Origin of the sequence: Sphingobium sp. SCG-1, assembly GCF_002953135.1 — a bacterium.
Lineage (GTDB): Bacteria > Pseudomonadota > Alphaproteobacteria > Sphingomonadales > Sphingomonadaceae > Sphingobium.
In genome coordinates, this window is the sequence record NZ_CP026372.1 from 1126474 (window position 1) to 1152860 (window position 26387).

Below are 26387 nucleotides of genomic sequence, written 5' to 3' on the forward strand. Positions count from 1 at the left end.
GGCCCGGCAATCTCATTCGGGAGCCGAGCGACCGTTTCTCCCCTCATTTCGCGGTCTAGTATTCGCGCTAGGAACTCCGTGAAGGGGCGAATGTTCTGCCGGCCGCTGGCCTCCTCAAGCGCAGCCATATAATCGGCGCGCTGCTCGACGGGCACGATCGTCCACGGATACCTGTCCGAAATTTGTAGTCATATTTCGGACAAAGCTCCAACCAGCCCGATGCTCAGAAGGACTCGAACCGCCCCGTCCATTTACGTCCAGCCTTTTCTACGAATTCAGATCGTGCTAATGATGGCTCTGGCGACTTCTTAAGTCTATGATTTGACTGAGAAATCAATCGCTTAGGTGCCTCGGCAGAAAGCTCTTCTGACCCCCGGCAATCAACGCAGGGCGATAGAGAGACTGTCGGTGCGCAGCGAACGCCAGATTTCGAGCCGATTCACGAGACGCTGAGCGTCTACCGGGACCGTGTGGCGATAATTAGAGTGTGTGCCCTCGCCGAAGCATCCCGCGGGGCAAATTCCGTAGCAGCTTACCGTAGCAATCACGGCCTCTAAAAAGAACGGTTTTCCGGGACTTTCGGTCTGATGATGGGCCACGTTCCCGAATCAGTTTATTGTAGCAGATGCTCTCTGGGGATCGTCTTTTGGACGATCCCTCAGTGATTTCAGCGTGTTGGGGGTAGCTGGTGCCCAGAAGAACACTCGAGCCGTCCTGCCCTGACCGTCAACCGCATGCTCGGTCAGCGACGTCGGGGAGCCTGTGCTATGATGGGGCTGGGTCATATCGGAGGCTCCGGAATGCTGATGGCGCGCGGATATCGGTTCCCTCACGGGCTGGCTTGACCAGCCAGAAGCTACAGCTGACTGGTCGCGGCCAGCAAACCATAAACTTGAGGGTTTCTGGCGTGATAAAACAGGTCAGTGCTCTCGACCTGGTGCTGGTGTTGGACACAACAGGCAGCATGGGCGACGAGATAAGCTATCTGCAATCTGAACTGGATTCCATCGTTACCCGAGTGAAAAGTCAGGTCCGTAACGTCGATCTGCGCGTTCGATTGATCGTCTATCGGGACGAGGGTGATGAATATGTCACACGGTCGTTTCCTTTGTCTGGCGATATTGCGGCACTGCGAGCGACGCTTGACCGGCAAGATGCCAGCGGCGGCGGAGATACGCCCGAAGCCGTGGATCGGGCTATCATTGCAGCGGAACGGATGCAGTGGCGTAGCGGCGCTACAAAGGCGCGTCGACCCGAACAGGTTGAAATCATCCGGAAGGTAGGCAGCTACAACGCGGGACGTTGCGGCAACACCGAGGTCGCAATGCGCTGAACCTGTACCCACCGCCCCGTCTTCAACTTGACTCGCAAACGAGTGGCGGCTTTCGAGAACAGAATTCGAAGACATGAAGGTCACCATTTGGTCGAGGGCAGTCCCAAACAAGAGACAAGTCCTCTTTCCGTGCACGCCGCAGTGCTGTATCTAGTGCCTAATCCGACAGAGCAAAGAGCCGACGGGTGTAAAGACGTAGGAGAAACAGGATGACCGGAAAGATGTCGGCGGCGTTGGCCGCCGCTTGTGCCTGCGCGCTATATGCGCCGGCTTTCGCCTCGAGCAGCGATGCCGATGTGGTTGTGGAAGGGACGAGGGGCGTCGAGATACATCGTGTCACCGTGTCCATGGTCGGGCTGAATCTTGCTGCGGACAGCGGCGTGCGCTGGGCAGATGCACGCCTCAGTAAAGCATCAAAGAAGGTTTGTGGATGGGTGCAGGGAACCGTGCTTCCGGAGACACGCGACTACCGCACCTGTGTCGATGGCGCACTGAATGGCGCGCGGGCGGATCTTGCCAAGATGGTCGGTGTCCGGCGCGGCTAGTGTTGGCAGCATTAACATCAGAGTGGACCGGCCTCTAAAGGCTCGATCCATCGCCTGGTGTGGAGGATGTGGAGCATGTCTTTGACGGACATGCTCCACGGACCAGTCAGAACGTTTTCTTGACGCTGGTGTACCAGTAGCGCGCTTGCGGTTGATAAACGCTGGAAAGATAGCCAGCCGACGAGAATGGCGGGTTCTTGTCGAAGATATTGCGCGCACCAATCTGAATGGCGGTATTGTTGAGCGGGCCGTCATTCTTGAAGGTGTACTGGGCATATAGATTGACCGTGGTTTGGCCCTTCACAATGAAGGGATTAGCCTGCGCATCGCGGACGGCATTTTCATAAACGTCGTCGGTGAATTGCGTGAAAGCGCCGATCTTCACCGGTCCCACAGTCCAGTCCAGCATCGCCGAAATCCGCCAGCGCGGCTGGCCATCCCGACCCACCACATCGCCACCGCCCTGGATGGGCACGCCTGCGTTGATGACACCGGCGTCGCGCCCCGCGATCACGTCGGCCACGCCCTGCGGAGCATCGACATAGTAGCTAATCAGGCGAGACGCATTCACGTTGAGGGAGAAACTGCCGATCGACGTATTGGGCAAAACATAATCGAGGCCGAAATCGATACCCTGCACCGTCACCGGCAGCAGATTTTCGAAGTTTGCTATGACGTACAGCAATTCGCCTACGGGCGCGAGGCCGGTGCCCTGCGCAAGCGCGATATCGTCGGCCGTCGGCGCGCGGCGAACGACGTTCGGATTGCTGCTGCCCTGAGCACGTAGCAGGTAGTCGAGGTTCAGCCCGTTCTGATAGTCGAGCAGGCCGACGACGTTCTTCTGCTTGATGCGCCAGCGATCGACGGTGAGCGTCACTTTACCGAGGCCATCCGGCAACGGCGGGGACAATACCGCGCCAAAGCTCCAGCTCGTCGATTCTTCTGGCTTCAGATTGCGGTTGCCGCCGCTGCGCCGCAGGACCGAGATGCTGCGATTGCATTGCGAGAAGTTGGCGATGCGACCAGCGCGGACATCGGCTTCGCATAGCACATAATCGATGCCGGTATTCACGCGGTCGAGTGTGGAGGTGTTGATGACCTCCAAGTTTGGCGCGCGAAAGCCCTGCGACCACGATCCGCGTAGCTTGATGCCCTGAAGCAATTCCCACGAACCTGCGATCTTGGGCTTCGCGACTGAGCCGACGTCACTATAATCCTCATACCGGCCTGCAACCTGAAAATCGAGGCTGCGGAAGAAGGGCACTTCCATTTCCGGGCTGAATATCGGAATGGCAAGTTCCGCATAGGCCGATTTCACGTTGCGCTTGCCGCGAACGTCGGGGCTGGGGCTGGCGCCGCCCAAGTCGGAACCGTAGAAGATGCCCGTCACTGCATCGGTGTAGGTGGTATCGACGCCCCTAACGCCGCCCTGATATGTCGAGCGGTTGTCGCGATAGGTTTCCCGGCGATATTCGATGCCCGCCGCGATGCCGATGCTGTTATCCGCCCACAGGCCGATGAGGTCGTTATTTGAGATCTTGAAGTCTGCCAACGCGAGCGATGTGCGCGTCCTGCGGGTCGCCTTTATCATGAAGCTGTCGATTGTAGCCTGACTGTTGGGGGTGCAATCCCCGATTGACGGTGCGTTGATGCAGCCGCCGTTGAAGGGATTATAGGCGTCAGGCGTAGTCTTGTTGATCGCGGCCTGAAGTAGGGTGTTGGAGAAATTTTCCTGCGTATCCGCAGCCGTGGCCCAGGTGTAGAGTCCCGCCGAGTCGAAGTCCCAGTCGCCGAAGCTGCCGCGCAGGCCGCCTAGGAAACGATACTGATAGTTGGTGACATCGACGGTGCGTGATCCGACATCCACATAGCTATAGGACGTGATCTGGACCGGTAGCCCTGTGGCGGGCACGATAGCGGTGCTGAGGCCCGGAACGCGATTGGGCGACCCAACGGGGCCGAGCGGGTTCCAGTAGGCATTGGCTGCGACCGTGATCGGAATGTTGGCCAACGATCCGGGCGCGCCAATGATGGCGCTGGTCTTGCCGCGATAGAAGCCGGCTTCACCGAAGATCGTAAGGTTGTCGGTCAGATCATAATGCGCGTTGGCGAACAGGTTGATGCGCTTCACCGATGGCTGAGTGGTCAGATCGTCGTAAGTTGCCGGCGAATTGAAGCGAAGGTTGGAATCGACGGTCGCCATCTCAGTCGCGCCATTGCCATCGTCATAGCACATGCCGTCCGTGCCCGAAGCGATCCGGCATCCGGGACTTGTATTCGGCTGAATGTGAAATTGGCTCGACGCGTTGGTGAAGGGGGTAGCGCCGCTGGAAATCGCCCGATTGAGGAAACTGACGAGCCCATTTGCGCTGGGCGTTGCGGCCAGCGCGCGGAACGTGCCCCATGGCGTGCTGGTGCTGGTGCCGTTGAACGCGGCGACATTGGCGAAGGCCGTCCCTGCGACATAGCCGCGCCGGTCGACGCTGGCGGTATAATCCTGATCGCGAAGATACAGTTTGGACTTCTGCGCATAGCCTGCGAAGAGCGAGATATTGCCGCGGCCCTCGGCGAAGTCTTTGCCGATCAGACCGTTAACCGTAAACTCCCGAAGATTGGTGCCCTCCGCGCCGCCATATTGCGCGTCGAACTTAGCGCCTTTGAAGTCGGAGTTGAGCACATTGTTGACGACCCCTGCCACAGCGTCCGACCCATAGAGCGCCGCTGCGCCATCACGCAGCACTTCCACGCGGGAGATGTTGCCGACGGGAATGGTGTTGGCATTATAGCCGAAGGTCGGCACCCCGGAATCCACGACGCCCGTGATCGCCTGTGATGTGGGATGCAGCACGGTGCGGCGACCGTTGATGAGCAACAGCGTATTGCCTTGTCCAAGACCGCGTAGCGAGACGGTCGAGACGTCGCCGCGCGCGGCATTTGCGTTGCCGCCGCCCAGCACTTGTTCGTTGAAGGTGACGCCGCCTAGTTGCGGGATCGAGCGGAAGAGATCTGCCCCGGACACGGCGGCAACGGCTGCGATCTGTTCAGTGCCGACGACATTGACCGGCAACGCGCCGGTAGTCTTTGCACCCCTGATCTGCGATCCAAGGACCACGATATCTTCGCCGGAGTTAGCCGCGTCACCGGCCGACGTTGGCACCGATGCGCTCGGCGTTTCCTCCGCCGGAGTGGTCTGCGCGAGACCGGTGCCCATGGTAAGCGCAAGAAGGCTGACGCTCATCAATGCAGTTTCAATGACCCTTGGACCGCTCATTCCCTTTTCCCCTGTCGAACCGCCATGCCGCTCCTGCCGGCGCACGGCCTTGTGTGATGGTGCAGGTAATCCAGCGCATCCGTGCCAATTATCAACCTCTGGATGAGGCTTGCCGCGTTACCGCAAAGCAATGGCCGCGTAGCGATGCGCATCAGAACTCCTGCCTTGGAGCTCCGACATCTTCTCCCAAAGTCGAATTCGACCGTCTGCCATGTCGTGACAGTCGATCTTGTGGTGCTGGGTCAGGCGGACTGCCCTGCTTGTTCAATGTTCTTAAAACTATCGAGCGACTGAAACCCGCCATCGTGCAGCAACTATCGCTGCTTTTATTTTGTCTTGGCAATCACACCACTGGGGTGGAGGAAATCGCGATGCTTCTCGTTCAATGCCAACGAGTCATGCAGACCATCAGCCGCATATCGACACGGGAGACATTGCCAACATGAGCGGCAAAATGAGCGATGCGCTCGGAGGCGGGTTGAGCCGCCGCGATCTTGGAGGTCTGGCAATAGGCGGAGCCGCGATGCTGGCTGGCGAACTGCCTGCGTTTGCGCAGGTCGCACCACGCGCGTCCGCCATCGAACCTACGCGGCTGGTGAGTGCCGGGGAAACGCTGCGGCCGGAGATCGTGGGCAATTTCGGTATCGTCGCCGCTGGCCGCCATTATGCCGTGGCGGCGGGCACGCGCATATTGCTGGCTGGCGGCAATGCAACCGATGCGGGCGTGGCGGCAGTGCTTGCCGCTGCCGTGACGGAGATTTCGCACTTCGGCTTTGGCGGGGAAGCACCAACGATCATTTACGATGCGAAGGCAAAGAAGGTGTCGGTTGTGAACGGCCAGGGCACTGCGCCTGCCCTCGCCACGCCCGATAAGTTCACCGATGCTGGTATCATTCCGGGCAATGGACCCAGTGGGGGCACGGTTCCTGCGATGCTGGACGCCATGGCGCTCGCTTTGCAGCTTAATGGCACGATGACGCTCGATCAGGTGTTGCAGCCCGCGATCGAGTTGGCGGACGGCTTCGTGATGTACAACTTCCTGGCCGAGGTGTTCGTTAGCCAGCAGAAGGCGACGTCGAAGTGGGCGTCGGCGTACGACACCTATTATCCCGACGGGCAATTGCCGAAGACGGGCGAGATATTCCGCCAGCCCAATCTTGCTCGCACTTTGCGGCTGATCGCCGAGGCCGATCGCGCGGCGTTCAAGCGGAAGAAGGACCGTAGGGCGGCCATACAGGCAGGCCGCAACGCCTTCTACAAGGGCGACATCGCCCGCCGCATTGGCGCTGCCGTCGAAAAGGATGGCGGCCTGATGCGGTATGAGGATCTCGCCGGGTACAAGGGCAACATCGAGAGTCCGGCGACTACCAGCGTGTTCGGCTATGAGGTTTGCAAGGGTGGCTTCTGGAGTCAGGGGCCTGCGATGCTGATGGCGCTGAACATAGCCGAGGCTGCGGGCATTGCCACCATGACGCCCGGATCGGACCCATATCTGCATACGCTGGCGGAATCGATCAAGCTGGCGTTCGACGATCGGAACATGTTCTTCGGTGATCCAGACTTTGCCAAGGTGCCGGCCAAGGGCTTGCTTTCGAAAGCGTACGCGGCACAGCGGGCAAAGCTGATCGGCCCGCGCGCATCGCTCGAACATCGCTTTGGCGATCCCTGGGCCTTCGAGGGCAGTGCCCGCACGACGCCTGTGTTCATGCCGCATATGATCAAGCGCAAGGGCGGCCCCACCGCTGACACCACCGCAGTCGAAGTGGTCGATCGCGAGGGCAACCTTTTCAGTTGCACGCCAAGTTCCGGCTGGCTGCTGGGCGGCGCGTATATTGCGGGAGATACCGGTGTGCCGATGAGCAACCGTATGACGGTGTTCGACCTCGATCCAGCAAGCCCCAACGTGCTCGCCCCCGGCAAACGGCCGCGCACCACGCTGTCGCCCTGCATTGTCATGAAAGACGGCGCGCCGTTTCTCGCGATCGGCACGCCGGGCGGCGACAATCAGGATCAGCAGATCATGAACGTGCTGCTGCGCGTCCTCGCCTTCGGTCAGCCGTTGCAGGCCGCTATCGAAGCGCCCCGGATCAACTCAAACCATTTTCACGGCTCCTTCACGGTCAAGAAAGACGAACCGGGCGTGCTGGAAATTGAGGATCGCGTGCCGGAGGATGTACGCACCGCCCTGAAAGCACGCGGGCATAAGCTGGACGTGCTCGGGCCATATGGCGTCTCGACCGGTATTGTCGCGGCGGGCGTCGTGCCCGGCCCGGGAACGTTGCGGGGCGGCGCAGACGTGCGGCGTGAACGCTACGTCTTCGGTTGGTAAATTCATGAGATTTTAAGGGGATTTTCGCATGAGGCAGCGCATCGCCGCATCGCTATTGCTGGCAGCAACGACGCTTGGCGGCGCCGCGCCGATCGCGGCGCGTGCAGAACCGGTGCAACCTGCTCCCCCCGGACAGGGGAAGACCATCGCGTTCGACGTGCACGAAGGTACGTCGATGGCGGTGTCCGTATCGCCCAACGGAAAGTTTCTGACCGTCGATCTTCAGGGCAGCCTCTGGATCATCCCTGCTAAGGGAGGCCGCGCCAAGCTCATCACCGACTATTTCAACGATGCGCGTCAGCCGGTCTGGTCGCCGGACAGCAAGACGCTGGCTTACTTCGCCTATCGCGATGGTGGGTATGATCTCTGGACAGTGTCGCCCGATGGATCGGACGCTAAGAAATTGACGGAAGGCGCCTACGACGACCGTGAACCCTCGTGGTCGCCGGATGGCAGCAAGATTGCGTTTTCCTCGGACCGGCTGGGATCGGCGAGTTACAATATTTGGACGATCGAGGTCGGTACGGGGAAGCTGGAGCAGATCACGACCAATCCCAATGAAGACCGGATGCCGACTTGGTCGCCCGACGGGCGGGAGATCGCCTATTCCAGCGCGCAGGGAACGCAGGTCGCATTGTGGGCCGTGTCGCTCGCCGACCGCAAGGAGCGGATGCTGAAGCAGGTCGAGGGTCGTGTCGATGCCCCCTCCTGGGGGCCGGATGGGCAACTCGCCTATGTCGTCGCGGACGCCAAAGGCAGCCACTTGGAAATCGACGGCAAAGCAGTGTCGGGGGCAGAAAACGTATTTCCGTTCCGGGTGTCCTGGCTACCGGGCAAAGGCGGCTATTACTATGTGTCCGACGGCCGGATCCGTCGCCGTTCGGGCAGCCGCGTTACCGAAGTCCCCTTCACTGCGAAGCTGGAAGTCACGCGGCCGCAATATACCCGCGCCAAGCGTGATTTCGATACCACTGCGCCGCGCCGCGCGCTGGGCATCGTGAAGCCTGCCGTATCTCCCGATGGCAGCCAGATCGCTTTTATCGCGCTGGGCGACCTCTATCTGATGCCAGCCACAGGCGGCACGCCGGAGAACCTCACCAAAGATCATGCGATGGAGGCCGATGTCGCGTGGTCGCCGGATGGATCGAGCCTCGTCTATACTTCGGACAAAGGCGGCGGCTTGCCGCAACTGTGGATACGCAACCTGAAAACCGGACGCGACCGCCAACTGACGCGGATGGACACGCAACCACTCGGCGCGGCTTGGTCGCCGGATGGTACGCGAATCGCATTTATCGATGTGGACGGCATGTGGGGCGTCGCGGGTGTCTGCGTAGTGGACGTGGAGACCGGCAAGGTCACGCGCCTGCAGGCGTCGCTGGGACAGCCCGGCTCGCCTAGCTGGTCGGCGGACGGTAAGAATATCGCCATCGGGCTTTCGTACAAATTCTCGTCCAGCTTTCGCGAGGGCACCAACCAGATTTACGTGATACCCGCCGATGGCAAAGGACCGCCGGTGTGGCAGGTTCCGCAGGCCAATGCCTCGATCGACACGCGCGGAGGGGGTGGCCCTGCCTGGTCGCCGGACGGCACGAAGATGGCGGCGATCTACGAAGGATTGCTCAAGATCTGGCCGGTGTCGGCCGATGGTACGCCTGCGGGTCCGCCGCGCAGCTATACGTCCGACATCTCCTATTTCCCGTCATGGGCGGGGGATTCCAAGACGATCCTCTACCAGTCGGCCGACAAGGTGAAGTCGATCGACATCGAAACCGGCGTGATCCGCGAAATCCCCATTAACTTGAGCTATACGCTCGCGAAGCCGACCGGACGCACGGTGATCCATGTCAGCAATCTGGTCGATTCCGTTCGCGACGTGACGCAGCACGACAAGGACATCGTGATAGAGGGTAACCGGATCGCATCGATCAGCGATCATGATCCCGCGCTCCACACTTCCGCCGCCAAGTTCATCGACGGTACGGGGCTTACTGCCATCCCCGGCCTCATCGAACATCATGCGCATGTGCAGAAGGACTTCGGCGCGAACGCGCACCGGGCCTGGTTGGCCTATGGTATCACCACCGTGCGCGATCCCGGTAACCAGCCCTATGACGGCGTGGAGGATCGCGAGGCCAACGAATCGGGCGTCCGCATTGGGCCGCGCATCTACACCAACGGGCCGCTTCTGGAATGGCAGCGCGTCTACTACAAGATGGGCGTTGCCGTGGCTGGTCCAGCGCATCTGGAGCGTGAACTGGAGCGCGCGCGCCTGCTGAAATATGACGTCGTGAAAAGCTATGTCCGGATGCCCGATCTCTATCAGCGCCGGATCGTGGAGGCGGCGCATGCGATGGGCGTTCCGGTGACGGGGCATGAGATCTATCCCGCCGCCTATACCGGTGTCGACGCGACCGAACATATGGGCGCGACGAGCAGGCGCGGCTATTCCCCCAAGCAGGGGCCGCAAGCGCGATCTTACGAAGATGTGATCCAGTTGTTCGGGCAGAGCCAACGGGTGCTCACACCGACAAACTTCGGCGCGTTGCTGGGCTATCTGGAGAAGAATCCGGGATATAAAAATGATCCCCGACTGGGCCTGTACCCCGGCTGGGCGCAGAAGTCGGTACAGGAACAGAACCCGATGCTGATGGCGATGCGGCAGTCTATGCTGGCGGGAAGCCTGCAGTCGCTAAAGGCGATGTACGATGCCGGGACGAAGATAACGGCGGGGACCGACACGACGATTGCGATCAATCTTCATGCGGAAATCGCGTCTTATGTCGACGCTAGCCTGACGCCGTTTCAGGCGTTGCAGTCCGCGACGAAAACCCCGGCGGAAGCTCTCAATCTGGACGCGGGCACGCTGGAGGCGGGCAAGCTTGCCGACATCGTCCTGCTGGACGGCGACCCGCGCGAGAATATCGCCAACACCTTCAACGTGCGCAAGGTCATCACCAACGGCCGCCCCTATGGCGTGGATGAACTGGTGAAGCTGGGCGACAGGCCATAGCCGCGCCTCTGGATTGGGGCACAACAGATCAGGAGTGAATAGAGTGAGAAAAGCGAACGTCGCGTTGTGCGCAGTGGCCGGCCTGATGGCGGCGTTCCACACGCCTGCCCACGCAGCTCCCGAACCGGGCGAGGCGGGGTTCCGGGCGATGCTGAAGGAGATGGTGGAAACGGATTCCAGCTTCGACACCGGCAGTTGCACAGCGGTTACGGAGAAAATCGCGGCGCGGATGAAGGCCGGCGGCTTTCCGGAAGCCAATCTGCACCTTTTCGTTCCCGAAGGGCATCCCAAGGCCGGCGCTCTGGTCGCTGTGTATCCAGGCCGCGATCCCAAGCTGAAGGCCGTACTGATGCTGGGTCACATCGACGTCGTCAACGCCCGGCGGGCGGACTGGACCCGCGACCCATTCACGCTTATCGAAGAGGGCGGGTATTTTTACGCGCGCGGTGTGGCCGACATGAAGGCGCAGGACGCGATCTGGGCCGACAATTTGCTGCGATTTCAGGCGGAAGGGTACAAACCGCTGCGCACTATCAAGATGGCGCTGACTTGCGGTGAGGAGGGCCTGTACCTGAATGGCGCGAAGTGGCTGGTCGACAATCAGCGTGATCTGATCGACGCGGGCATCGCTCTGAATGAAGGCGGATATGGGGAGTTGGACGCGAACGGCAAATATGTCGATCAGACGTTTCAGGCCGCGCAAAAGGTGGTGATGAACTTCACGCTTGAAACGACAAATCCCGGCGGTCATTCCTCGGTGCCTCGCCCCGACAACGCGATCTACAGCCTTGCCCGTGCGCTCGACGAGCTGAGCCAGTATGAGTTTCCGGTCCAGTTCATCGAAGCGAACCGCGGCTATTTTTCCAGGATGGCGAAGATCGTCGGCGGAGAGGAAGGCGCAGCGATGACCGCCATCGTCGCCAATTCCGAAGACAAGGCAGCGAGCGACATTCTCAACCGCTCACCCATTTATCATTCGATGCTGCGCACGACCTGCGTTGCGACCTTGCTGTCGGCGGGACACGCAGGCAATGCTTTGCCACAGCGGGCGACAGCGACCATAAACTGCCGCGTCATTCCGGGTGTTCCCACCGAAGAAATCCAGGCGACACTCACCAAGGTCATCGCCGATCCTGAAGTCAAGATCACGGCGGGCCGCACGTACAAACCTTCGCCGCCTGCGCCCGTAACCGACGCCGTTTTCGGTCCTGCGCAGCGGGCCTCCGCATCGGTATGGCCGCGCGTGCCGATGGTGCCGCACATGGCGACGGGTGCGACCGACGCCGTGACGCTGAATGCGGCGGGCATTCCCACCTACGGCATCTCGGGGATCTTCCGCGATCCCGATGGCAATGGCGTGCATGGCCTCAACGAGCGTATTCGCGTGCGGTCGGTAATGGAGGCGAGGAAATTTCTCTACAAGTTGGTGAAATCGTACGCCGACCAAGCGGAATAGAGCTTCCCCTTTTAATGGACGCGAAGTGCAGAAGCGGCCGTCGCTGACGTTTTACCTACGCGACGATCGTCTCGCCTGTGGTGGCCGAGATCGAGCTTGGCCGCGATATCTCCCACCAAGGCGTTGCCGCCGCGTTGCAAGAGTAACGCGATAAGTCGCTGAAGCCCGACCCGATTCGCTTCGCTCTCGAGTGATGGGAAGACGTGGACATCAATGGGATGGTCGTTCTGCCGATGGTCGCAGAGATCAGTCTCACCGATTTCCAGTTGTAGTGGATCGCCGCCAGCTCTTTCGCGCGATCATAGGCACCGCGCCAAACATTGCGTTTGACCGTCGCGGCGCTGGCCAGGATCGAAGCGCGCGTCCGCTGCATATTGCCACCGATCTGAGCCATGATCGCATCTGCACGAGCAGCCGCAGTAGTCTCGAGCGATTGTCGCTGTGCGCGATACCCAAACCCGAATTGCAAGGCGACGAATATCAGCGAAGGCAGCGAAACTGCGGCAAGCAACAATGAAATGGTCGTCTTGTTCACGGTGCCTGCGCTGCGCTCGATCATGTCTGTTTGTCACCGCTGGCGAAAAAAACGGCAAGTGGATTTGCTCGATGCGGAGCTTTCAACAGAGGTCTTCCAGAATAAACCTTTGCGACCCAGCTATCGGATAAATCCGTGGCCCTTCCGAATAGGGATTTGGGAAGCTCTTATCCACGCTGGATATTTCGCGGCCGTTCCGCGTAATAACCCTATGACACGATGCCACTCGCTTCTACTTCTCGCGCTTCTCACTGCAAGCTGCGGTCGTGGACCGCCGCCGCCGCCGGACTATCAGGCCCAGATCAGCCAGCATGATCGAGCGATAGGAGCCGAACAGCACCCAGCTTTGCTGGAAGCATTTGGCGGTGTTTACGCTGGCCGGCAGTCGGCCTATGTTACTGCCGTGGGCGAGCGGATGGCGAATGCCGCCAAGCTGAAAGGCCAGTGCCACTTCACGCTCGTGAACAGCGATGTGGTCAATGCCTTTGCCGTTCCTGGCTGCTACATCTACATCACCCGTGGCCTGTTGGCAGTGGTCAACAGTGAAGCAGAGCTCGCTTCCGTACTGGGCCATGAGCTTGGCCATATTGTCGCTCAGCATAGCGATCGACAGGAGCAGCGCTCGCTCTGGAGAACCCTTGGCGTGATAGCCGTCAGTTTGACAGGCTCCGAGAAGCTGACCGATCTGGCGGGCCAGGCGGCGCAGTTTTTCGGCCTGCGATATTCGCGGAAGCAGGAGTATGAGTCGGACGATCTTGGTGTCCGCTATCTTCAATCTGCGGGATACGACCCCTATGCTGCGACCGATATGCTGCAAGCCCTGCAGGCGCAGGAAGCCCAGCGTTCAGAAGCGGGCGGGCAGGACGCCAAGGCGCTTCCCGAATGGACACTATCCCATCCGTTGACGGAGAAGCGCATTGCGCGCGCGCATGCCAGCGCGGAAGCTACCGGTTTGGCTGATGATACGCTCCCGGAGAACCAGGCCGCGTTGCTAAAGGCGGTCGACGGCATGCTTTACGGGGATGATCCAGAGCAGGGCTTCGTACTTGGGCAACGCTTCGCCCACCCTGTGCTGCGCATCGGGTTTGCCGCACCTTCCGGCTTTACCATGACCAATAGTCCTGCAGCGATCCGGCTAATGGGTCCAGAAGGTATTCAGGGCGAATTTGGAGGAGGTGCACTTAAGGGGCGTGGTATCGCCGAATACGCAAACGCACTGTTGACGTCGGTCCTCGGCAAAACGCAGGCGACCATCGGCAGGGCAGATGAGGGCAGCGTCAACGGACTGCCTGCATTCATCCTTCCGGTGCACATCATGACGCAGAATGGTCCGGCGCAGCTCCATGTTGCGGTCTATGACGGCGGGAACGGCCAAGCCTATCATTTCATCATCGCAGCACCGCCGGGCATCGACAGTGGTCCCGTCGCGGCCGCCCTGTTTTCATCGTTCCATCGATTGAGTGACGCCGAAATCGGGAAGCTGCGTGCGCGTCGCATCGAGGTGGTCCGTGTCGCTTCCGGAGACACAACGGTGAGCCTCGGCAAACAAATGGCGGGGGATGGCGGAGAGCCCTTGCTGCGCGCGCTGAACGGCATCGTAGATAGCTCAGTCCGGTCAGGACAGTTCGTCAAGCTCGTGACTTGGGCAAGTTAGCCGCAAGCGCAAGCTAAACCGAGCCGCAATGTGATAGGCGTCGTATGTGGTGTACGCCAGCACAGTAAGAATCGGTGGAGAAGCTGAAGGTCTGCACATGAAAATGAAATACGACGCTGAGCGTCCATGAAGGGTTGCCTGGCGATGGCAGCTTCTAACTGAGCAATCGACGATCCGGACGACCAAAGGGTACCAAACGGTCAAACGACCATCGTGGTTCTAGCGCCAGAAAGGCCGAGCGGACCCCATTCAGCAGCGGCACGTTAAGTTCTGATCGAGGATTTGATCATGCAGCCAGACAGCCACCTACACAGCCATGAGCAACCACCCGCACGTAATCGTCACGAGAGGCGGAAAGCCAAGGCGCTGGAGAAACGGCCCAAACAGCGGACCTGTGGATGCGGAGCAGCCCATCGTCATTTCGAGGCGCGTCCTGATAGTTAGTCTTCTAAGCCGCGCATCAAAAAAGGGCCGGCCCTTACGAACCGACCCTCGTTCACTCTGATGGGGACCAAAGTTGCGCCTATAAAGCACGAGGGGTCTTAAGGTTCCGTGCCAAATCAAAGTTAATGCTGTCAAACATCTTGCTGAACTTGATGCATCCTTAAAAACCCATTCTGTAAAGGCCGCTGCTCAGGACCTTCGCGATCCCAAGTTGCTCGACCGCGCGGGCCTCAAGGTCGAGGATATCGGGCTGTGGGAACTTAACGAGGCGTTCGCCAGCCAGTGCCTTTATTGTCGCGACACGCTTGGCATCGATCCAGAAAAATACAACGTCAACGGAGGCGCGATCGCAATTGGCCATCCGTTCGGTATGATCGGCGCTCGGCTAATCGGCCACGCCCTGATCGAAGGCCGCAAGCGCGGCGTGCGCTATGTCGTGGTGTCGCTGTGCACCGCCGGCGGAATGGGCGCGGCGGGGTTGTTCGAGATCGTGGGATGATCGGCGATCCGGCTTGCACCCTTGGCCATTTTGCGACACCAGTGGTAATGTCTTCCAAGATCATTTCATGAAGAATTCTACAGGCACCACTAACTCAAGTGTTTCCCCATTTCTTTCGACAGGTGGCCTGGGAAGTGGCGATGCGCGCTTTGGTAGGGCAACCGCCTCGCGATCCAGATCTGCATTGCCCGACGAGCGTTCAAGGTGCGAAGACAGCACCTTCCCCTCGCGGTCCACGGTGAATCGGATATAGGGCACTCCCTGCTGCCGGCGCGCCATCGCCATGCGCGGGTAGCGCCGGTGCTTGTTGAGTTGGGCCAGTACTCGCCCTTCCCAGGTGTCAGGTGCGTTGCTCGATACCTGTGGCGCTGGCGGTGCCGGCGCCGTCTTTAGCGCAGTGGTTTCCTCAGGCCGGCGCGCGGGATCAGGCATATTCGGCCCGCCGACAGGTTGGGGCACCGAAACTGCCTGGATCGGAACGATGATCTGTTCAATCGGCTGCACCTTGGGCGGTTCGGAAGGCTCGATCTTTTTCTCGACCTGTCTTTGCGCCTCCTTCTCCTCGGGCGGGGTCTCCGGAGGCGAGGCGAGTGGCAGCAACTCCACCATCGTTGGTGCGGATGGGGGCTGCACCTGCACGACCCGATCGATGGTGAGGAGAAGCCCCACAAGGATCATCGCGAAGATGGCGATTGTGCCCGTCAGTCCGAAGATGCGACTGCTTGCCGGTGGAGCGTAAGCGCTACGCTCGAGCGGTACGGCGACAGGCGCGGTTTGCGGCAGTGGAGCAGTTTCGCTCACTTCCTCCGGCTTCACTCCACCGGCGACAAGTACTTTCATGCTGGGAACCTCGGCATCATGAAGAATGCGGCGATTGCCAGTGGCAGGCTTAGACCCAGCAACCACCCCCACGCGCGGTCCGGATTGCGCGTATGGAAGGCAGCCATGGCGACAACGGCAAAGATTATGAAACTCGCCAGTGTGGCGGCAGTGACTGCCTCCACACGGTTCATGCCGAGACGGGCCAGGAGCAGCGACAGGGTGACCGTGGCCAACGAGGTGAACGCATAGGCCCCCAGCGTTCCTGCAAGTGTGCGAGATGCGGCCGACCACCGACCCCGCGCTTGTTCACTCAGGCGGATCATGGCTGGAGCTTTCGCATGATGCGGTCGCGATTGGTGTTGGCGACGATGACCAGGGCGGCGGCGATGGTCAGCCAACCGAACCAGGCCACTGCGCCATCACCCCAGCCAAAACCCAATCCAGCAAGTGCGAACGCAAGCGCCATTGCCAAAAAGCCCATCAAGCGCAAGGTGCGGCTCAGTGCGAGGGGTAGCTTCCGGCTGAGCCAGTCCTGTTGGTGCCGCCTCATGGCGAGCAGCAGTCCGACGAAGCCGCCTAAAGACAAGAAGAAAGTTGCGGCATGGATCATGCCGCCGCCTCCATCAATTCGCGCGCCGTACGGCGCGGTGTATCCTTCGGTTTATGGATAGTGAGCTTCCATGCCGTAAAGGCACAGCCTGCAGCCGTCACCAGCATCACAAGATCGAACCCGGCAAAGATCCAATCCTGCGCCATTAAGCTCGGGAAGAGGCCGCGCGTCGTGGTTAGGTCGTTCACGACAGGCACCAGCGCATAGAGGGACGCACATGCAGCCAGGGCCTCGATCCACGCTCGCTTTACGGGCCGGGCAAGCGTCCACACGAGCACCGCACCCCAGGCTATGAACAGGCAGTTGATTTCCCACTCAGCCCGTTTCGCCATGTCGAACGGTAGCAGGCGGTTGCTAAGGAAGAACACCGCGATCCCCGCGCATGATCCCGTAATCATGCCGACGTTCAATCTTTCCACAAGCCGGAGGCCGAAATGCGGGCGATTCTGGTCGAGCAGCTTGGCGCGGCGCTTGACAGTCCACAGAACGAGGCCGCTTGCCACCATCACCGTGCCGCCAACGCCGGACAGGAAATAGAGCCAGCGCACGACCGCGCCAGAGAAGCGACCCGCGTGTAGGTCGACCATCACGCTCCGACTTGCCATGGCGATGCCCGGTACTGCAGGGATCGCCATAACCTTTCCCGTGCCACCATCCAGATAGAGAGCATCCGATGCACCGCCGATCTGTGTCGGGGACGGCCAAAGCTGAACGATCGAAGCGAGATCACCAGGGCGCTCAACAACGATGCGCGCTGGGGCGAAGCCGTCCAGCAGACTCCTCGCGCGTGACACCGCCTTGTTCAGCGAGAGTGAAGCGATCCTCTGCCCTGTAGGATTCCTCACCGGACCGGGCGGATAGGCGGCCTGGAAATAACTTCCGCGATCCGGAAATTGGGCGCTGATCGCCCAAGGCATAAGCGTGAAAAGCAGTGTGACGAGACCTGTATAAGTAATCATCAGGTGGAAGGGCAACGCCAGAATGGCGGTGACATTGTGCGCATCGAGCCATGAGCGCTGGCCTTTGCCGAAGCGCAGCGTGAAGAAATCAGCAAAGATCCTTTTATGGATGACTATACCGGAGACAATTGCCACCAGCATTGCCAGCGCGGCCGCACAGACGAGGATCTCGGCAAGCCAATGAGGGAGGTAACGGAGTTCGAAATGGAAGCGGTAGAGGAACCATCCGCCGCGCGTGTCCCGAACTGCGATCTCGCGGCCGCTGGTGGGATCAAGGATTGCCTTGCCAGAAGAGGCTGCATTGCCGATCCCGCTCTTCCATGTCGCGATCAGCGGCTCGCCGCCCCGATCAGACGGTAGGGTAATGATCCATCGATCGGCATCGGGAGCCTTGGCGGTTAGAAGGATCGAGGCCGCGCGAAGCGCAGTGCTCGATACGGTTTGTCCTCTCAGCTCCGGGCGCATCCAACCGGATATCTCTTGCTGGAAGAATGCTGCCGTGCCGAAGAGGAATATGGTGAACAGCAACCAGCCCGGCAGGATGCCTGCCCAGGTGTGAAGCCATCCCATCGACTGGCGGAAGGACTGGTTACCCATGGTCGCCTTACTCGTCGCCGTCTGCACTGGGAAAGCGGAGCGTTCCCCCATCGTCAGAAACGAGCTTTAACCGAGACGGTCACATTACGCGGATCACCGTAGAAATTGCTGTTCGCCTGTTGGGCATAGCTCGGAATATAGTAGGTCTTGTCAAAAATGTTGTTGACGTTGACAGCCGCGAGAAGCGCTGGCGTGATCTGGTATCCAATCCGAGCATTCCACACCGAATATCCTGTGATGTCGAAGCTGCGATCATATCCTTTCATCTTTGACTGAGCGGTAACGCCCAAGCCTGTACTGATGCGCTCAAGCTTGCCGGGCAGTGTGTAATCTGCCCATAGGCGTAGAAGGTGACGAGGGGTCCAGGTGCTAAACCATGCTCCCTCGAGCGACGGATCTTCAAGATACTCCGTCTTGTTATATGTGTAGCCCATCGAAGCTTGCAGGCTGGGCAGGATCTCGCCGTTGGCCTCGACTTCCACACCTTCGCTACGCACCTTTCCGGATGCGATTGAGCAATACCAGCCGCTGCAGGCGAAGCCGCCGGCTATGTCGTTAACTGAGCGATTGCGGTGATCGTAGCGGAACAGCGCCAGAGAAACATTGGCGCGCCCCTCCATCAATTCCCCCTTGATGCCGGCCTCATAATTTCGGCCGTCAATGGGCCTCAGCAGATTGCCATCGGCATCGCGGGATGTTTGTGGATCATAGATCGTAGCGTAGCTGGCATAGACGCTCCATGCTTCGCCCAGCGCGTAGACCGCACCGACATACGGGGTGAATTTCGCGTTCGCTCGGGTGGTCGCGGCGTTCGGCGCGCCATAGCTGGCTGCCGTGCCGCTCCGGCTGGTATAGCTATAGTCATACCAGTTGAGCCGTCCGCCGAATGTGATGGTCAATGCCTCGACCGGCCTCAGCCGCCATGTGCCATACACCCCATATTGTTCGATGGCATATGCCGACCGCTGTGAGAACTGAGTCGCGATGAGGTCCGCCAATGTGCGCCGAGGCCGATAGTTATTGACGTTGCCGATATTGCTAATGGTGGCCACGTTGAACTGGCGGGCCAGCACATCATCCGTCTTGTGGGAGAGGTAGTTGCCGCCGACGATCACCTCGCTTCCGATGCCTCCGATATCGAACGATCCGGCGACATAGGCATCGATCGCGTTGCCCTTTGTCTTATAATCGGTGGCGAAATTCGAGTACGTTGCGCCCCCTCCGGTCACACGGGATATGGCGCCGCTGACGAACTGATAATTGGAACGATTGCTTTCATCGAAGTGGATGCCCGAGACTTTCGCACTCCAGCTGTCGCTAAAGCGATGCTCTAGATCAAGATGGAGCATGGTCTGGTCGCTGGTCACGCGATTCCAGTCCGCGCCCAGGTAAGTCGAGCGTGCCAGGCCTAGGTCGCCGCCATCCGCATAACGGGGTAATCCGCGCTCGAACTGACGGCCGTTGAAACGGCGGTTGCTGATACCCACGCCCAGCACCGTATCCGGATCGATGTCATAGTCTGCGGCGAGGTAGAAGGAACGGGTCTTGTTCCAGACCATATCTACGAAGGAGTCAGCCTGATCAAAGTCGGCAATGGCTCGGATGCGAAGGCGCCCATCCTTGTCGACCGGCCCCCCGAAATCGAGCTGGCCGCCAAAATGGTCCCATGAACCGCCAAGCAGGCTGACATTGACCGTCTGTTCAGCCTGTCCACGCTTGCGCACGAAATTGATCGCGCCGCCGGGAGCATTAGCGCCCTGCAAGAGGCCGGCTGCCCCGCGCAGTACCTCGATCCGGTCATAGAAGACCATGGAATCGGCCATGAAGCTGCCGGTGCTGTAGAGGTTTCGCGCCAGCGGTACGCCATCATATTGCAGCGCGCTGATCTCGAAACCGCGTGAATATACGAACGATCCCACGCCCGGCGAACGCGCCAGAGTGATGCCCGGAATCGCCGTTAGTGCTTGTCCAAGGGTGATGATGTTTTGATCATCCATGCTCTGGCGGGTCAGCACCGACACAGACTGCGGGATATCCTTGAGAGCTTGCTCGGTTTTACCGATGGTGACGACGCTGGGCGCATAGGATCGGCGCCCCTCCGTCGTGGCAGAGCTGAACGCCGCGCCAAGTGGCTGGACGTTTGAGCTGCCAACCTCACCTTCGACCCGTATCGGCTCTAACTGGATTGCTCCGTCCGCCGATTGTGGGGCGCGCTCGAGCGTAAAGGCTCGGGGCCCCGTTTGACGGAAGATGATGCCGGTGCCAGCCAAAGTACGCGATAGTCCCTCGGCAGGACCATAGCTGCCATTGAGACCTACGCTTGAAAGGCCGGCAGTCAGTTCTGCCCGGTAGGCCATCTCGACAGCAGCCTGGCGTGCAAAGGCATTCAGCACGTCCGCCAGCGGGCCGGCAGGAATGTCATAACTGCGGGTTCCCTGCGCCAGTGCCGGCGTTGCCACGATCGCGCTAGCGCCCAGCGCCGTCGCCAGCAGCAGTGAAGCCATAAGATTTGCAGCGCCCCGGCAGCCGCGTGTTGTCGTTGAAATTTCCACTTTTCATTCCCCGATCGCTCATGCTCGGAAGCAAGCCGCAATGCTAATGCGAATGCCTCGCATCTATGACGATTGGGCTTTCGGAAACGAGAGGTCGGGCCGCAATTTTTCCTGCTCAGCCCGAGATGAAGATCAGGCGATTGGTCAGTCGGGTAGAGTTCAGCCCGAGCGAGCGTTGAAGCTGGTTGATTGCGGCAACGGGATCATCGATGTGAAACACACCGCTCACGCGAAGCGTCTGGGCCTCGCCGAGCACGCGGAAATAGCCACGATGGTAGCGCCCGATTTCCGCAACGACTTGCGTGAGGGGTGTGTTCCTGAACACCAGCACGCCTTCGGTCCACGCCATCGCATCGGCGGTGTTCGCTGGCGCAGCGTGGCCGAGGCCATCCTGGCCATAAGCAAGGCTTTGGCCCTCTGTGACAACCGCTGACGACCCTTGCGGGACAGGGTAGGTGACCCGAACACTGTGCTCTGTCACCATCACTCTCGCGCCGTCGGCGTCTCTGCGCACAAGGAAGCGGGTGCCGAGCGCCGTCGCCGATCCGCCACTCGCCTCGACAGTAAAGGGCCGGTGCGGATCGGGCGCTACGATAAAGGCTGCTTCGCCGCCTAGCAGCCGCACCACGCGCCGACCGTCTACGAAATCGAGCGCCACCGCGCTGTGTGTATCGAGGTGAACGGTCGATCCGTCCGGCAGCTTCACGATGCGCCGTTCGCCAGTCGCGGTCATCTCGTCCGCCTGCAGGCGTGTCGGCAAATCCGCCGCGATACCGATGAACATCAGCGCCAGACTCGCAGCTAACGCCGGGCCGATCCAGCGTTGCCTACGTGGACCAGTGGCGCGCGGCAACGATCGCCGGGAGCGGCGGTCCGCTGCCGCTAGCAGGCTTGCCCGCAGAGCCAGGGTTTCAGGAACGCCTGCCATATGCGCCCAGATGTCTTGCATCGCCGCGAAGGCGCGGGCGTGGCGAGGGTCAACCGCGAGCCAGGCATTCAGCGCCGCCTTCTTTTCGGCTGACAGCGCATCGCCTTCAGCGACCGCAATCCAACGCGCCGCCTCATCGATGATGGATTTCGGCAAGGGATCGTCAGCCGAAGCCGCCATCAGCGTTCCTCCCTCTTCCCGTCATGGGTTATGGGCCACAAGAGCCTGCATTGTTATGACGTTCGATATAAGGGAAACGAGAGGCGTCCCGGAAAAATATCTCACGCAGACTGATCGCCCGCAAGGGTCCGGTGGCAGATTTGCAGGGCGTGGCGGATGTGCTTGCGCACCATATCCTGACTGATTCCGAGGCGGGTTGCCGTCTCCGCCACGCTCAGCTCATCGAGCTTAATGAGCACAAACACTTGGCGACAGCGCAGCGGCATCGTCTCGACAATGGCCGCGATCCGGCGGACCTTCTCCTGGTCAAGCAGGCGGACCTCCGCGTTCGGTTCGGCTGATGCGACATGCGATGTATTTACGTTGTCGGCGAACCGTGCATCGTGTCGGCGAGCCGAACGCAAATGATCAACCGCGAGGTTCAAGGCTAGGCGAAACAGGAAAGACCGCTTGTTAACGATCGGCGGATGATCTCTAACCGTCTGGACTCGGATATAAAGGCTCTGAGCCACGTCCTCGGCCGCCGGCTCGCTACCGACGATGCGTGCCATCCATCGCACGAGCGACGGGCGCTCGGCGATCAGGAGACGCGACAGGGCAATGGCATTGGTCGGCATTGCCGCGCAGTGTTAGCAGAATGCGAACGTCTCGCAACAATATCGCTGATACCGCTTCATGATGGGCTTACAAAAATCGTTATGAAAGTCGAAGAGCCCGGGAAATCAAGATGGACAAAAGCATTCCGGGGCAGGCGTATGCTGCATGCCGGCAGGAGTGGTCATTCATGACTGGGTAGGGTCCGGGAACTTGCTAATCATGCTAATCGAACACTGTTACATTGGAGCGGATGATTAGACGTGAATCGATCTTGCAGATCGCGGCTGGCGAGGTCTGCAAACTGGAATATTGCGGGCAGCGGCTGGATAGGCGGAGTAGATACTGGAACGAGGTTCAGGATGCCTGTGTAAATTCCCGCTTGGTCGTAAAGAGTCGCTGCATTCGTGAGCGATTGAGCCGCCGGGCCGCTGCCCTCCAGGGCTGTTGATCCGCTAAAGTTGTCGCATGTTCCGGCCGAAAACTTCAAGCAATGCTCGCCGCATTCTCTGCCTCGCCGGGATTCCCGCTCCGCCAGTTCCAATTGGTCGGGCTTCATCTCGCCATAGCTTGCGAAAGAACCCGGATGAAGGGGTGACATAGTGTGACTTTTGTGACCTTCCAGATCAGCTTCACCTGGAACAGCGCTTTTCAGACCCGCGGGCGCGCCTGCGGGTAGCTGCCAAGGATGCGCACCCATTTGGTGTGGAACTTCAATTCTTCCAGCGCGCGGTCGATCCGGGGATCGCCGGGCATCCCCTCGATATCCGCAAAGAACTCGGTCATCGCGAAGCTTGCGCCACGCTGGTAACTTTCCAGCTTGGTCATGTTGACGCCGTTTGTCGCAAAGCCGCCCAACGCTTTGTAGAGCGAGGCCGCGACATTGCGCACTTCGAACATAAAGGTCGTCATCACCGGACCATCTATCGAGGGCCGCTTCGGTTCGCGGGCAAGGACGACGAAGCGCGTCATATTGTCATCGCTGTCCTCGATATTCTCGGCGACCATGCGCAGCCCGTAGATTTCCGCCGCAAGCTGAGGCGCGACAGCCGCCGCGCCCGGCTCGCGCGTTTCCGCAACCAGCGCGGCTGCGCCTGCCGTATCGGCATAGGGAACTGGCTGAATACCCTGCGCGCGCAAATAATGGCGGGATTGCCCCAGCGCCTGCGGATGGCTGAACGCCCGCGTCACCGGCGCATCGGAAGCGCTCATCAGGCAATGGCGGATGCGCAGGAAATATTCGTCGACAATGCGCAGGCCCGATTCGGGCAGCAGGAAGTGCATGTCGGCAACGCGGCCATGCAAGGAATTTTCGATCGGGATGATCGCACGGTCGGCCCGCCCTTCGCGTACAGCGTCGATTGCATCCTCGAACGCGAAACTAGGCAGGGGAATACATGCGGGCTCGTAACCGAGCGCAGCCAAATGCGAATTTGCGCCTGGCGCCCCTTGATAGGCGATGGCGCAGGCTGGATCGCGCGATGCCTGTTCCGAAAGCTGTGCGACCAGCCGCCGTGCGGGAAGGGGATAAGCGTCCATGGCGGACGGCGCTTAGGGCGTTGCGAGGATCGACGCAAGCGACGCTTGCGCGTTCGCGCTTGCGTCATTATGGCAACCGCCACAAAGGGCGCGGGAATCCTGACTTACGCGCCAGGGCGGATTACTCGGAGGAAATCGGACGCATGGACGATCGTTTCAATACCATTGCCGGTTGGGCGCTGTTTGCAGGCATCGTCGCGCTCGGCGGATCGATTGTCAGCGGCAAGCTGTTCCATGCGGAGCGTCCCGAAAAGATGGGCTATGCGATCGAAGGCGTAGAGGCCGAAGGTGGTGCGGTCGAATCGGGCCCCGGCCTCAACACCCTGCTGGCCAGCGCCGATGTCGCCGCCGGTGAGAAGGTGTTCGGCAAGTGCGCCGCATGTCACACCGTTAATCAGGGCGGGGCGAACGGTATAGGTCCGAACCTGTATGCGACCGTCGATGAAGCGGTTGCCGAGGGCAAGGGCGGCTTCGCTTTCTCCGACGCGCTGAAGAAGAAGGGCGGCAAGTGGACCTTCGATCAGCTTGACGCATGGCTGAAGAGCCCGCGTGAATATGCGCCTGGTACGAAGATGACCTTTGCCGGACTTGGCAATGGCGCCGATCGCGCGAATGTGATCGCCTATCTGAACGCACAGGGCTCCAACCTGCCGCTGCCCGCCGCCGATGCGGCGCCAGCGGCTGCTGCCGCCGGGGATAATGCCGCTGCTGCGGGCAACGCTGCGGCGCCTGCCGCCAATGCCGCTGCACCGGCCGAGAACGCTGCGGCCCCTGCCGCCAAGTAAAGCGTCAACGATTTCAAGCGCGCCGCGCGATGGTTCAGGCCATCGCGCGGCGTTTTGCTGTCAGCCGCACGCCATCATCGTGTCGTCCTTGTAGAAGGCGCAGACAGCGCTCCACGCTTCCTCTGCCGTTTCGACCCAGGTGATGAGGTCAAGATCGCGGTGCGAGATGACGCCTTCCTCGGCCAGCGCCTCGAAATTGATAACTTTAGTCCAGAAATCCTTGCCGAACAGCAGGATGGGAATGGGCTTCATCTTGCCGGTCTGGATCAGCGTCAGCAGCTCGAAAAACTCGTCGAACGTCCCGAAGCCGCCGGGGAACACTGCCAGCGCCCGCGCCCGCAACAGGAAGTGCATCTTGCGCAGCGCGAAATAGTGGAACTGGAACGATAATTCGGGCGTGACATAGATGTTGGGCGCCTGCTCATGCGGCAGCACGATGTTCATGCCGATCGACGGCGCATCCACATCCGCCGCGCCGCGATTGGCCGCTTCCATGATCGACGGACCGCCGCCCGAGCACACCACGAAGTTGCGTTTGCCGTCTTCGCCCGCCGGGTAACGCGCCGCGATATTGGCCAGCCGCCGCGCCTCGACATAATATTTCGACTTGTCCGCCAGCCGCTGGGCAACTCCGCGCTCCTCGTCGGTCATCGCGGCGGCGAGGCGCTCCTGTGCCTTCTCCGGTTCGGGTATGCGCGCCGATCCGTAGAAGACGAAAGTCGATTCGATCTTCGCCTCGTTCATCAGCAATTCGGGCTTCAGCAGTTCGAGCTGAAACCGCACAGGGCGCAAATCTTCGCGCAGCAGAAAGTCGGTGTCCTGAAACGCCAGTCTATAGGCGGCGCTCGTCGTCTGCGGTGTTTGCAGGTCTTTGGCGGCATCCTTCACTTCCTGCTTGGCAGGACGGAATTTGCGCTCTTCGATGTCTTTGTTGGTCATCGGCGGGCATTAGCCAGCGGGCCGCGCCTTGCCAAGCACAAGCGCCTTAACCTACCGGCAAAAGCCGCCTTTTCCGCCCATGTCGAAATGCAGATGGTCATGGTGCGCCGCATTGTAATCGGGGCTGAGGACCGTCCTGAAACGCTTGCAGGCGCTGCTCCGGATGATGCGCAGGAACTGCTGTTCGCGACCATCTCCACCCCATCCGTTCTTCACCGAAATGCGGCGGCCATCGGCCAGCAGGAAGGCGGACACATCGACGGCATTGCTGAACGCATGTTCGGACAGCCGCCCCGACCCGGCGATCGGGCGACAGGAATAGGTGCCAAAGGTTTCGATCTTGACCAACTCGCTACCCAGGAACAGCCGCGCGGCGGGCTGCACGCCATATCGTGCCCAAGCCGAGAACTTCGCCGCCAGCGGGCAGGTCATCGCGCCAAGATTGGTGGTGGGGACGCCAATATCGATCAGCTTCACGCTGCCGAACGCCGAGCATCCACCGCCGAAACTGCGATCCTCCAGCGGCGTGAACTGCACCTGCGCCGCGCGCAGATTGGCCATGCACTGGCGGATTTCGGGCGACTGCGATCTGGGGGGAACAGGCCGTGCGACTGGCGGCCGCTTCACACGCACGCTGCGCCGGGGTTCGGGCGTTCCCGCGCAGGCGCTCAGCGCAACGATCAGCGCCAGCGTCACCCATCGCGTTGAAAAGCCCTGCAATGCCCGTCGCCCACGCATGACGACGCTTATAACAGCACAGGGTGAACCTCTGGCAACGGCTTTCCCGCTCCATCCGCCGCACG

19 protein-coding genes and 1 pseudogene are annotated in these 26387 nt (G+C 60.4%); 8 read left to right on the forward strand and 12 right to left on the reverse strand.

What is annotated here, in order from left to right; translation table 11 throughout:
• Positions 1-907 precede the first annotated feature (907 nt).
• Positions 908-1333, forward strand: coding sequence for a vWA domain-containing protein (locus C1T17_RS05125; RefSeq protein ID WP_104952515.1), 426 nt, complete (start codon positions 908-910; stop codon positions 1331-1333).
• A 209-nt stretch (positions 1334-1542) separates the two neighbouring features.
• On the forward strand, positions 1543-1878 hold the full coding sequence (locus tag C1T17_RS05130) for a UrcA family protein (protein WP_104952516.1): 336 nt from the start codon (positions 1543-1545) through the stop codon (positions 1876-1878).
• Positions 1879-1984: 106 nt separating this feature from the next.
• Here the strand turns inward: C1T17_RS05130 and C1T17_RS05135 are convergent, their stop codons facing one another.
• Positions 1985-5116 carry a TonB-dependent receptor domain-containing protein gene (locus tag C1T17_RS05135; protein ID WP_189338499.1) on the reverse strand — a complete coding sequence of 1044 codons (3132 nt, stop codon included), beginning with the start codon at positions 5114-5116 and terminating at the stop codon, positions 1985-1987.
• Positions 5117-5603: 487 nt separating this feature from the next.
• Here C1T17_RS05135 and C1T17_RS05140 point away from each other — a divergent pair, with 487 nt between their 5' ends.
• Genes C1T17_RS05140 through C1T17_RS05150 form a run of 3 tightly spaced genes read left to right on the forward strand, consistent with a single transcriptional unit; the run spans position 5604 to position 11947 of the window.
• On the forward strand, positions 5604-7478 hold the full coding sequence (locus tag C1T17_RS05140; protein WP_104955012.1) for a gamma-glutamyltransferase family protein: 1875 nt from the start codon (positions 5604-5606) through the stop codon (positions 7476-7478).
• A 28-nt stretch (positions 7479-7506) separates the two neighbouring features.
• Positions 7507-10491, forward strand: a complete 2985-nt coding sequence (locus C1T17_RS05145) for an amidohydrolase family protein (RefSeq protein ID WP_104952517.1) — start codon at positions 7507-7509, stop codon at positions 10489-10491.
• A gap of 43 nt (positions 10492-10534) precedes the next feature.
• Entirely contained in the window at positions 10535-11947 is a 1413-nt protein-coding gene (locus C1T17_RS05150) for a M20/M25/M40 family metallo-hydrolase (protein ID WP_223262812.1), read from the forward strand.
• A gap of 55 nt (positions 11948-12002) precedes the next feature.
• Here the strand turns inward: C1T17_RS05150 and C1T17_RS05155 are convergent, their stop codons facing one another.
• Positions 12003-12506 (reverse strand): hypothetical protein, encoded by a 504-nt coding sequence (locus tag C1T17_RS05155; protein ID WP_189338500.1) that lies wholly within the window; start codon positions 12504-12506, stop codon positions 12003-12005.
• Between the two features lie 187 nt (positions 12507-12693).
• Here C1T17_RS05155 and C1T17_RS05160 point away from each other — a divergent pair, with 187 nt between their 5' ends.
• Both C1T17_RS05160 and C1T17_RS05165 read left to right on the forward strand, forming a co-directional pair.
• A complete protein-coding gene (locus tag C1T17_RS05160) occupies positions 12694-14136 on the forward strand; it encodes a M48 family metalloprotease (protein WP_189338501.1) in 1443 nt (480 codons plus the stop codon).
• A 649-nt stretch (positions 14137-14785) separates the two neighbouring features.
• Positions 14786-15079, forward strand: a pseudogene (locus tag C1T17_RS05165) (acetyl-CoA C-acyltransferase); the annotation flags it as partial.
• 60 nt (positions 15080-15139) lie between these two features.
• Here the strand turns inward: C1T17_RS05165 and C1T17_RS05170 are convergent.
• The 8 genes from C1T17_RS05170 to C1T17_RS05205 all read right to left on the reverse strand — a co-directional run bounded on the left by C1T17_RS05170 (position 15140) and on the right by C1T17_RS05205 (position 23860).
• Positions 15140-15919, reverse strand: a complete 780-nt coding sequence (locus C1T17_RS05170; protein ID WP_104952520.1) for an energy transducer TonB — start codon at positions 15917-15919, stop codon at positions 15140-15142.
• Complete coding sequence (locus C1T17_RS05175; RefSeq protein ID WP_104952521.1) at positions 15916-16224, reverse strand: hypothetical protein; 309 nt, start codon at positions 16222-16224, stop codon at positions 15916-15918. The genes C1T17_RS05170 and C1T17_RS05175 overlap by 4 nt, the downstream gene beginning before the upstream one ends.
• Positions 16221-16511: a DUF3325 domain-containing protein gene (locus tag C1T17_RS05180; RefSeq protein WP_104952522.1), complete on the reverse strand. Its 291-nt coding sequence runs from the start codon at positions 16509-16511 to the stop codon at positions 16221-16223. Before C1T17_RS05180 ends, C1T17_RS05175 begins: the two co-directional genes overlap by 4 nt.
• Positions 16508-18067, reverse strand: a complete 1560-nt coding sequence (locus C1T17_RS05185) for a PepSY-associated TM helix domain-containing protein (protein ID WP_104952523.1) — start codon at positions 18065-18067, stop codon at positions 16508-16510. The genes C1T17_RS05180 and C1T17_RS05185 overlap by 4 nt, the downstream gene beginning before the upstream one ends.
• A 53-nt stretch (positions 18068-18120) precedes the next feature.
• Entirely contained in the window at positions 18121-20571 is a 2451-nt protein-coding gene (locus C1T17_RS05190) for a TonB-dependent siderophore receptor (protein WP_104952524.1), read from the reverse strand.
• Between the two features lie 163 nt (positions 20572-20734).
• The gene (locus tag C1T17_RS05195) at positions 20735-21727 is read right to left on the reverse strand and encodes a FecR family protein (RefSeq protein WP_104952525.1); all 993 of its coding nucleotides are present in this window, start codon (positions 21725-21727) and stop codon (positions 20735-20737) included.
• A gap of 101 nt (positions 21728-21828) precedes the next feature.
• Positions 21829-22344: an RNA polymerase sigma factor gene (locus C1T17_RS05200; protein ID WP_104952526.1), complete on the reverse strand. Its 516-nt coding sequence runs from the start codon at positions 22342-22344 to the stop codon at positions 21829-21831.
• A gap of 628 nt (positions 22345-22972) precedes the next feature.
• On the reverse strand, positions 22973-23860 hold the full coding sequence (locus C1T17_RS05205) for a prephenate dehydratase (protein WP_104952527.1): 888 nt from the start codon (positions 23858-23860) through the stop codon (positions 22973-22975).
• 143 nt (positions 23861-24003) lie between these two features.
• Between C1T17_RS05205 and C1T17_RS05210 the strand changes: the two genes are divergently transcribed.
• The gene (locus tag C1T17_RS05210; protein ID WP_104952528.1) at positions 24004-24645 is read left to right on the forward strand and encodes a c-type cytochrome; all 642 of its coding nucleotides are present in this window, start codon (positions 24004-24006) and stop codon (positions 24643-24645) included.
• Between the two features lie 60 nt (positions 24646-24705).
• Here the strand turns inward: C1T17_RS05210 and C1T17_RS05215 are convergent, their stop codons facing one another.
• Both C1T17_RS05215 and C1T17_RS05220 read right to left on the reverse strand, forming a co-directional pair.
• A complete protein-coding gene (locus C1T17_RS05215) occupies positions 24706-25584 on the reverse strand; it encodes an LOG family protein (RefSeq protein WP_104952529.1) in 879 nt (292 codons plus the stop codon).
• A 51-nt stretch (positions 25585-25635) separates the two neighbouring features.
• Entirely contained in the window at positions 25636-26322 is a 687-nt protein-coding gene (locus tag C1T17_RS05220; protein WP_104952530.1) for an extensin family protein, read from the reverse strand.
• Between the last annotated feature and the right edge of the window lie 65 nt (positions 26323-26387).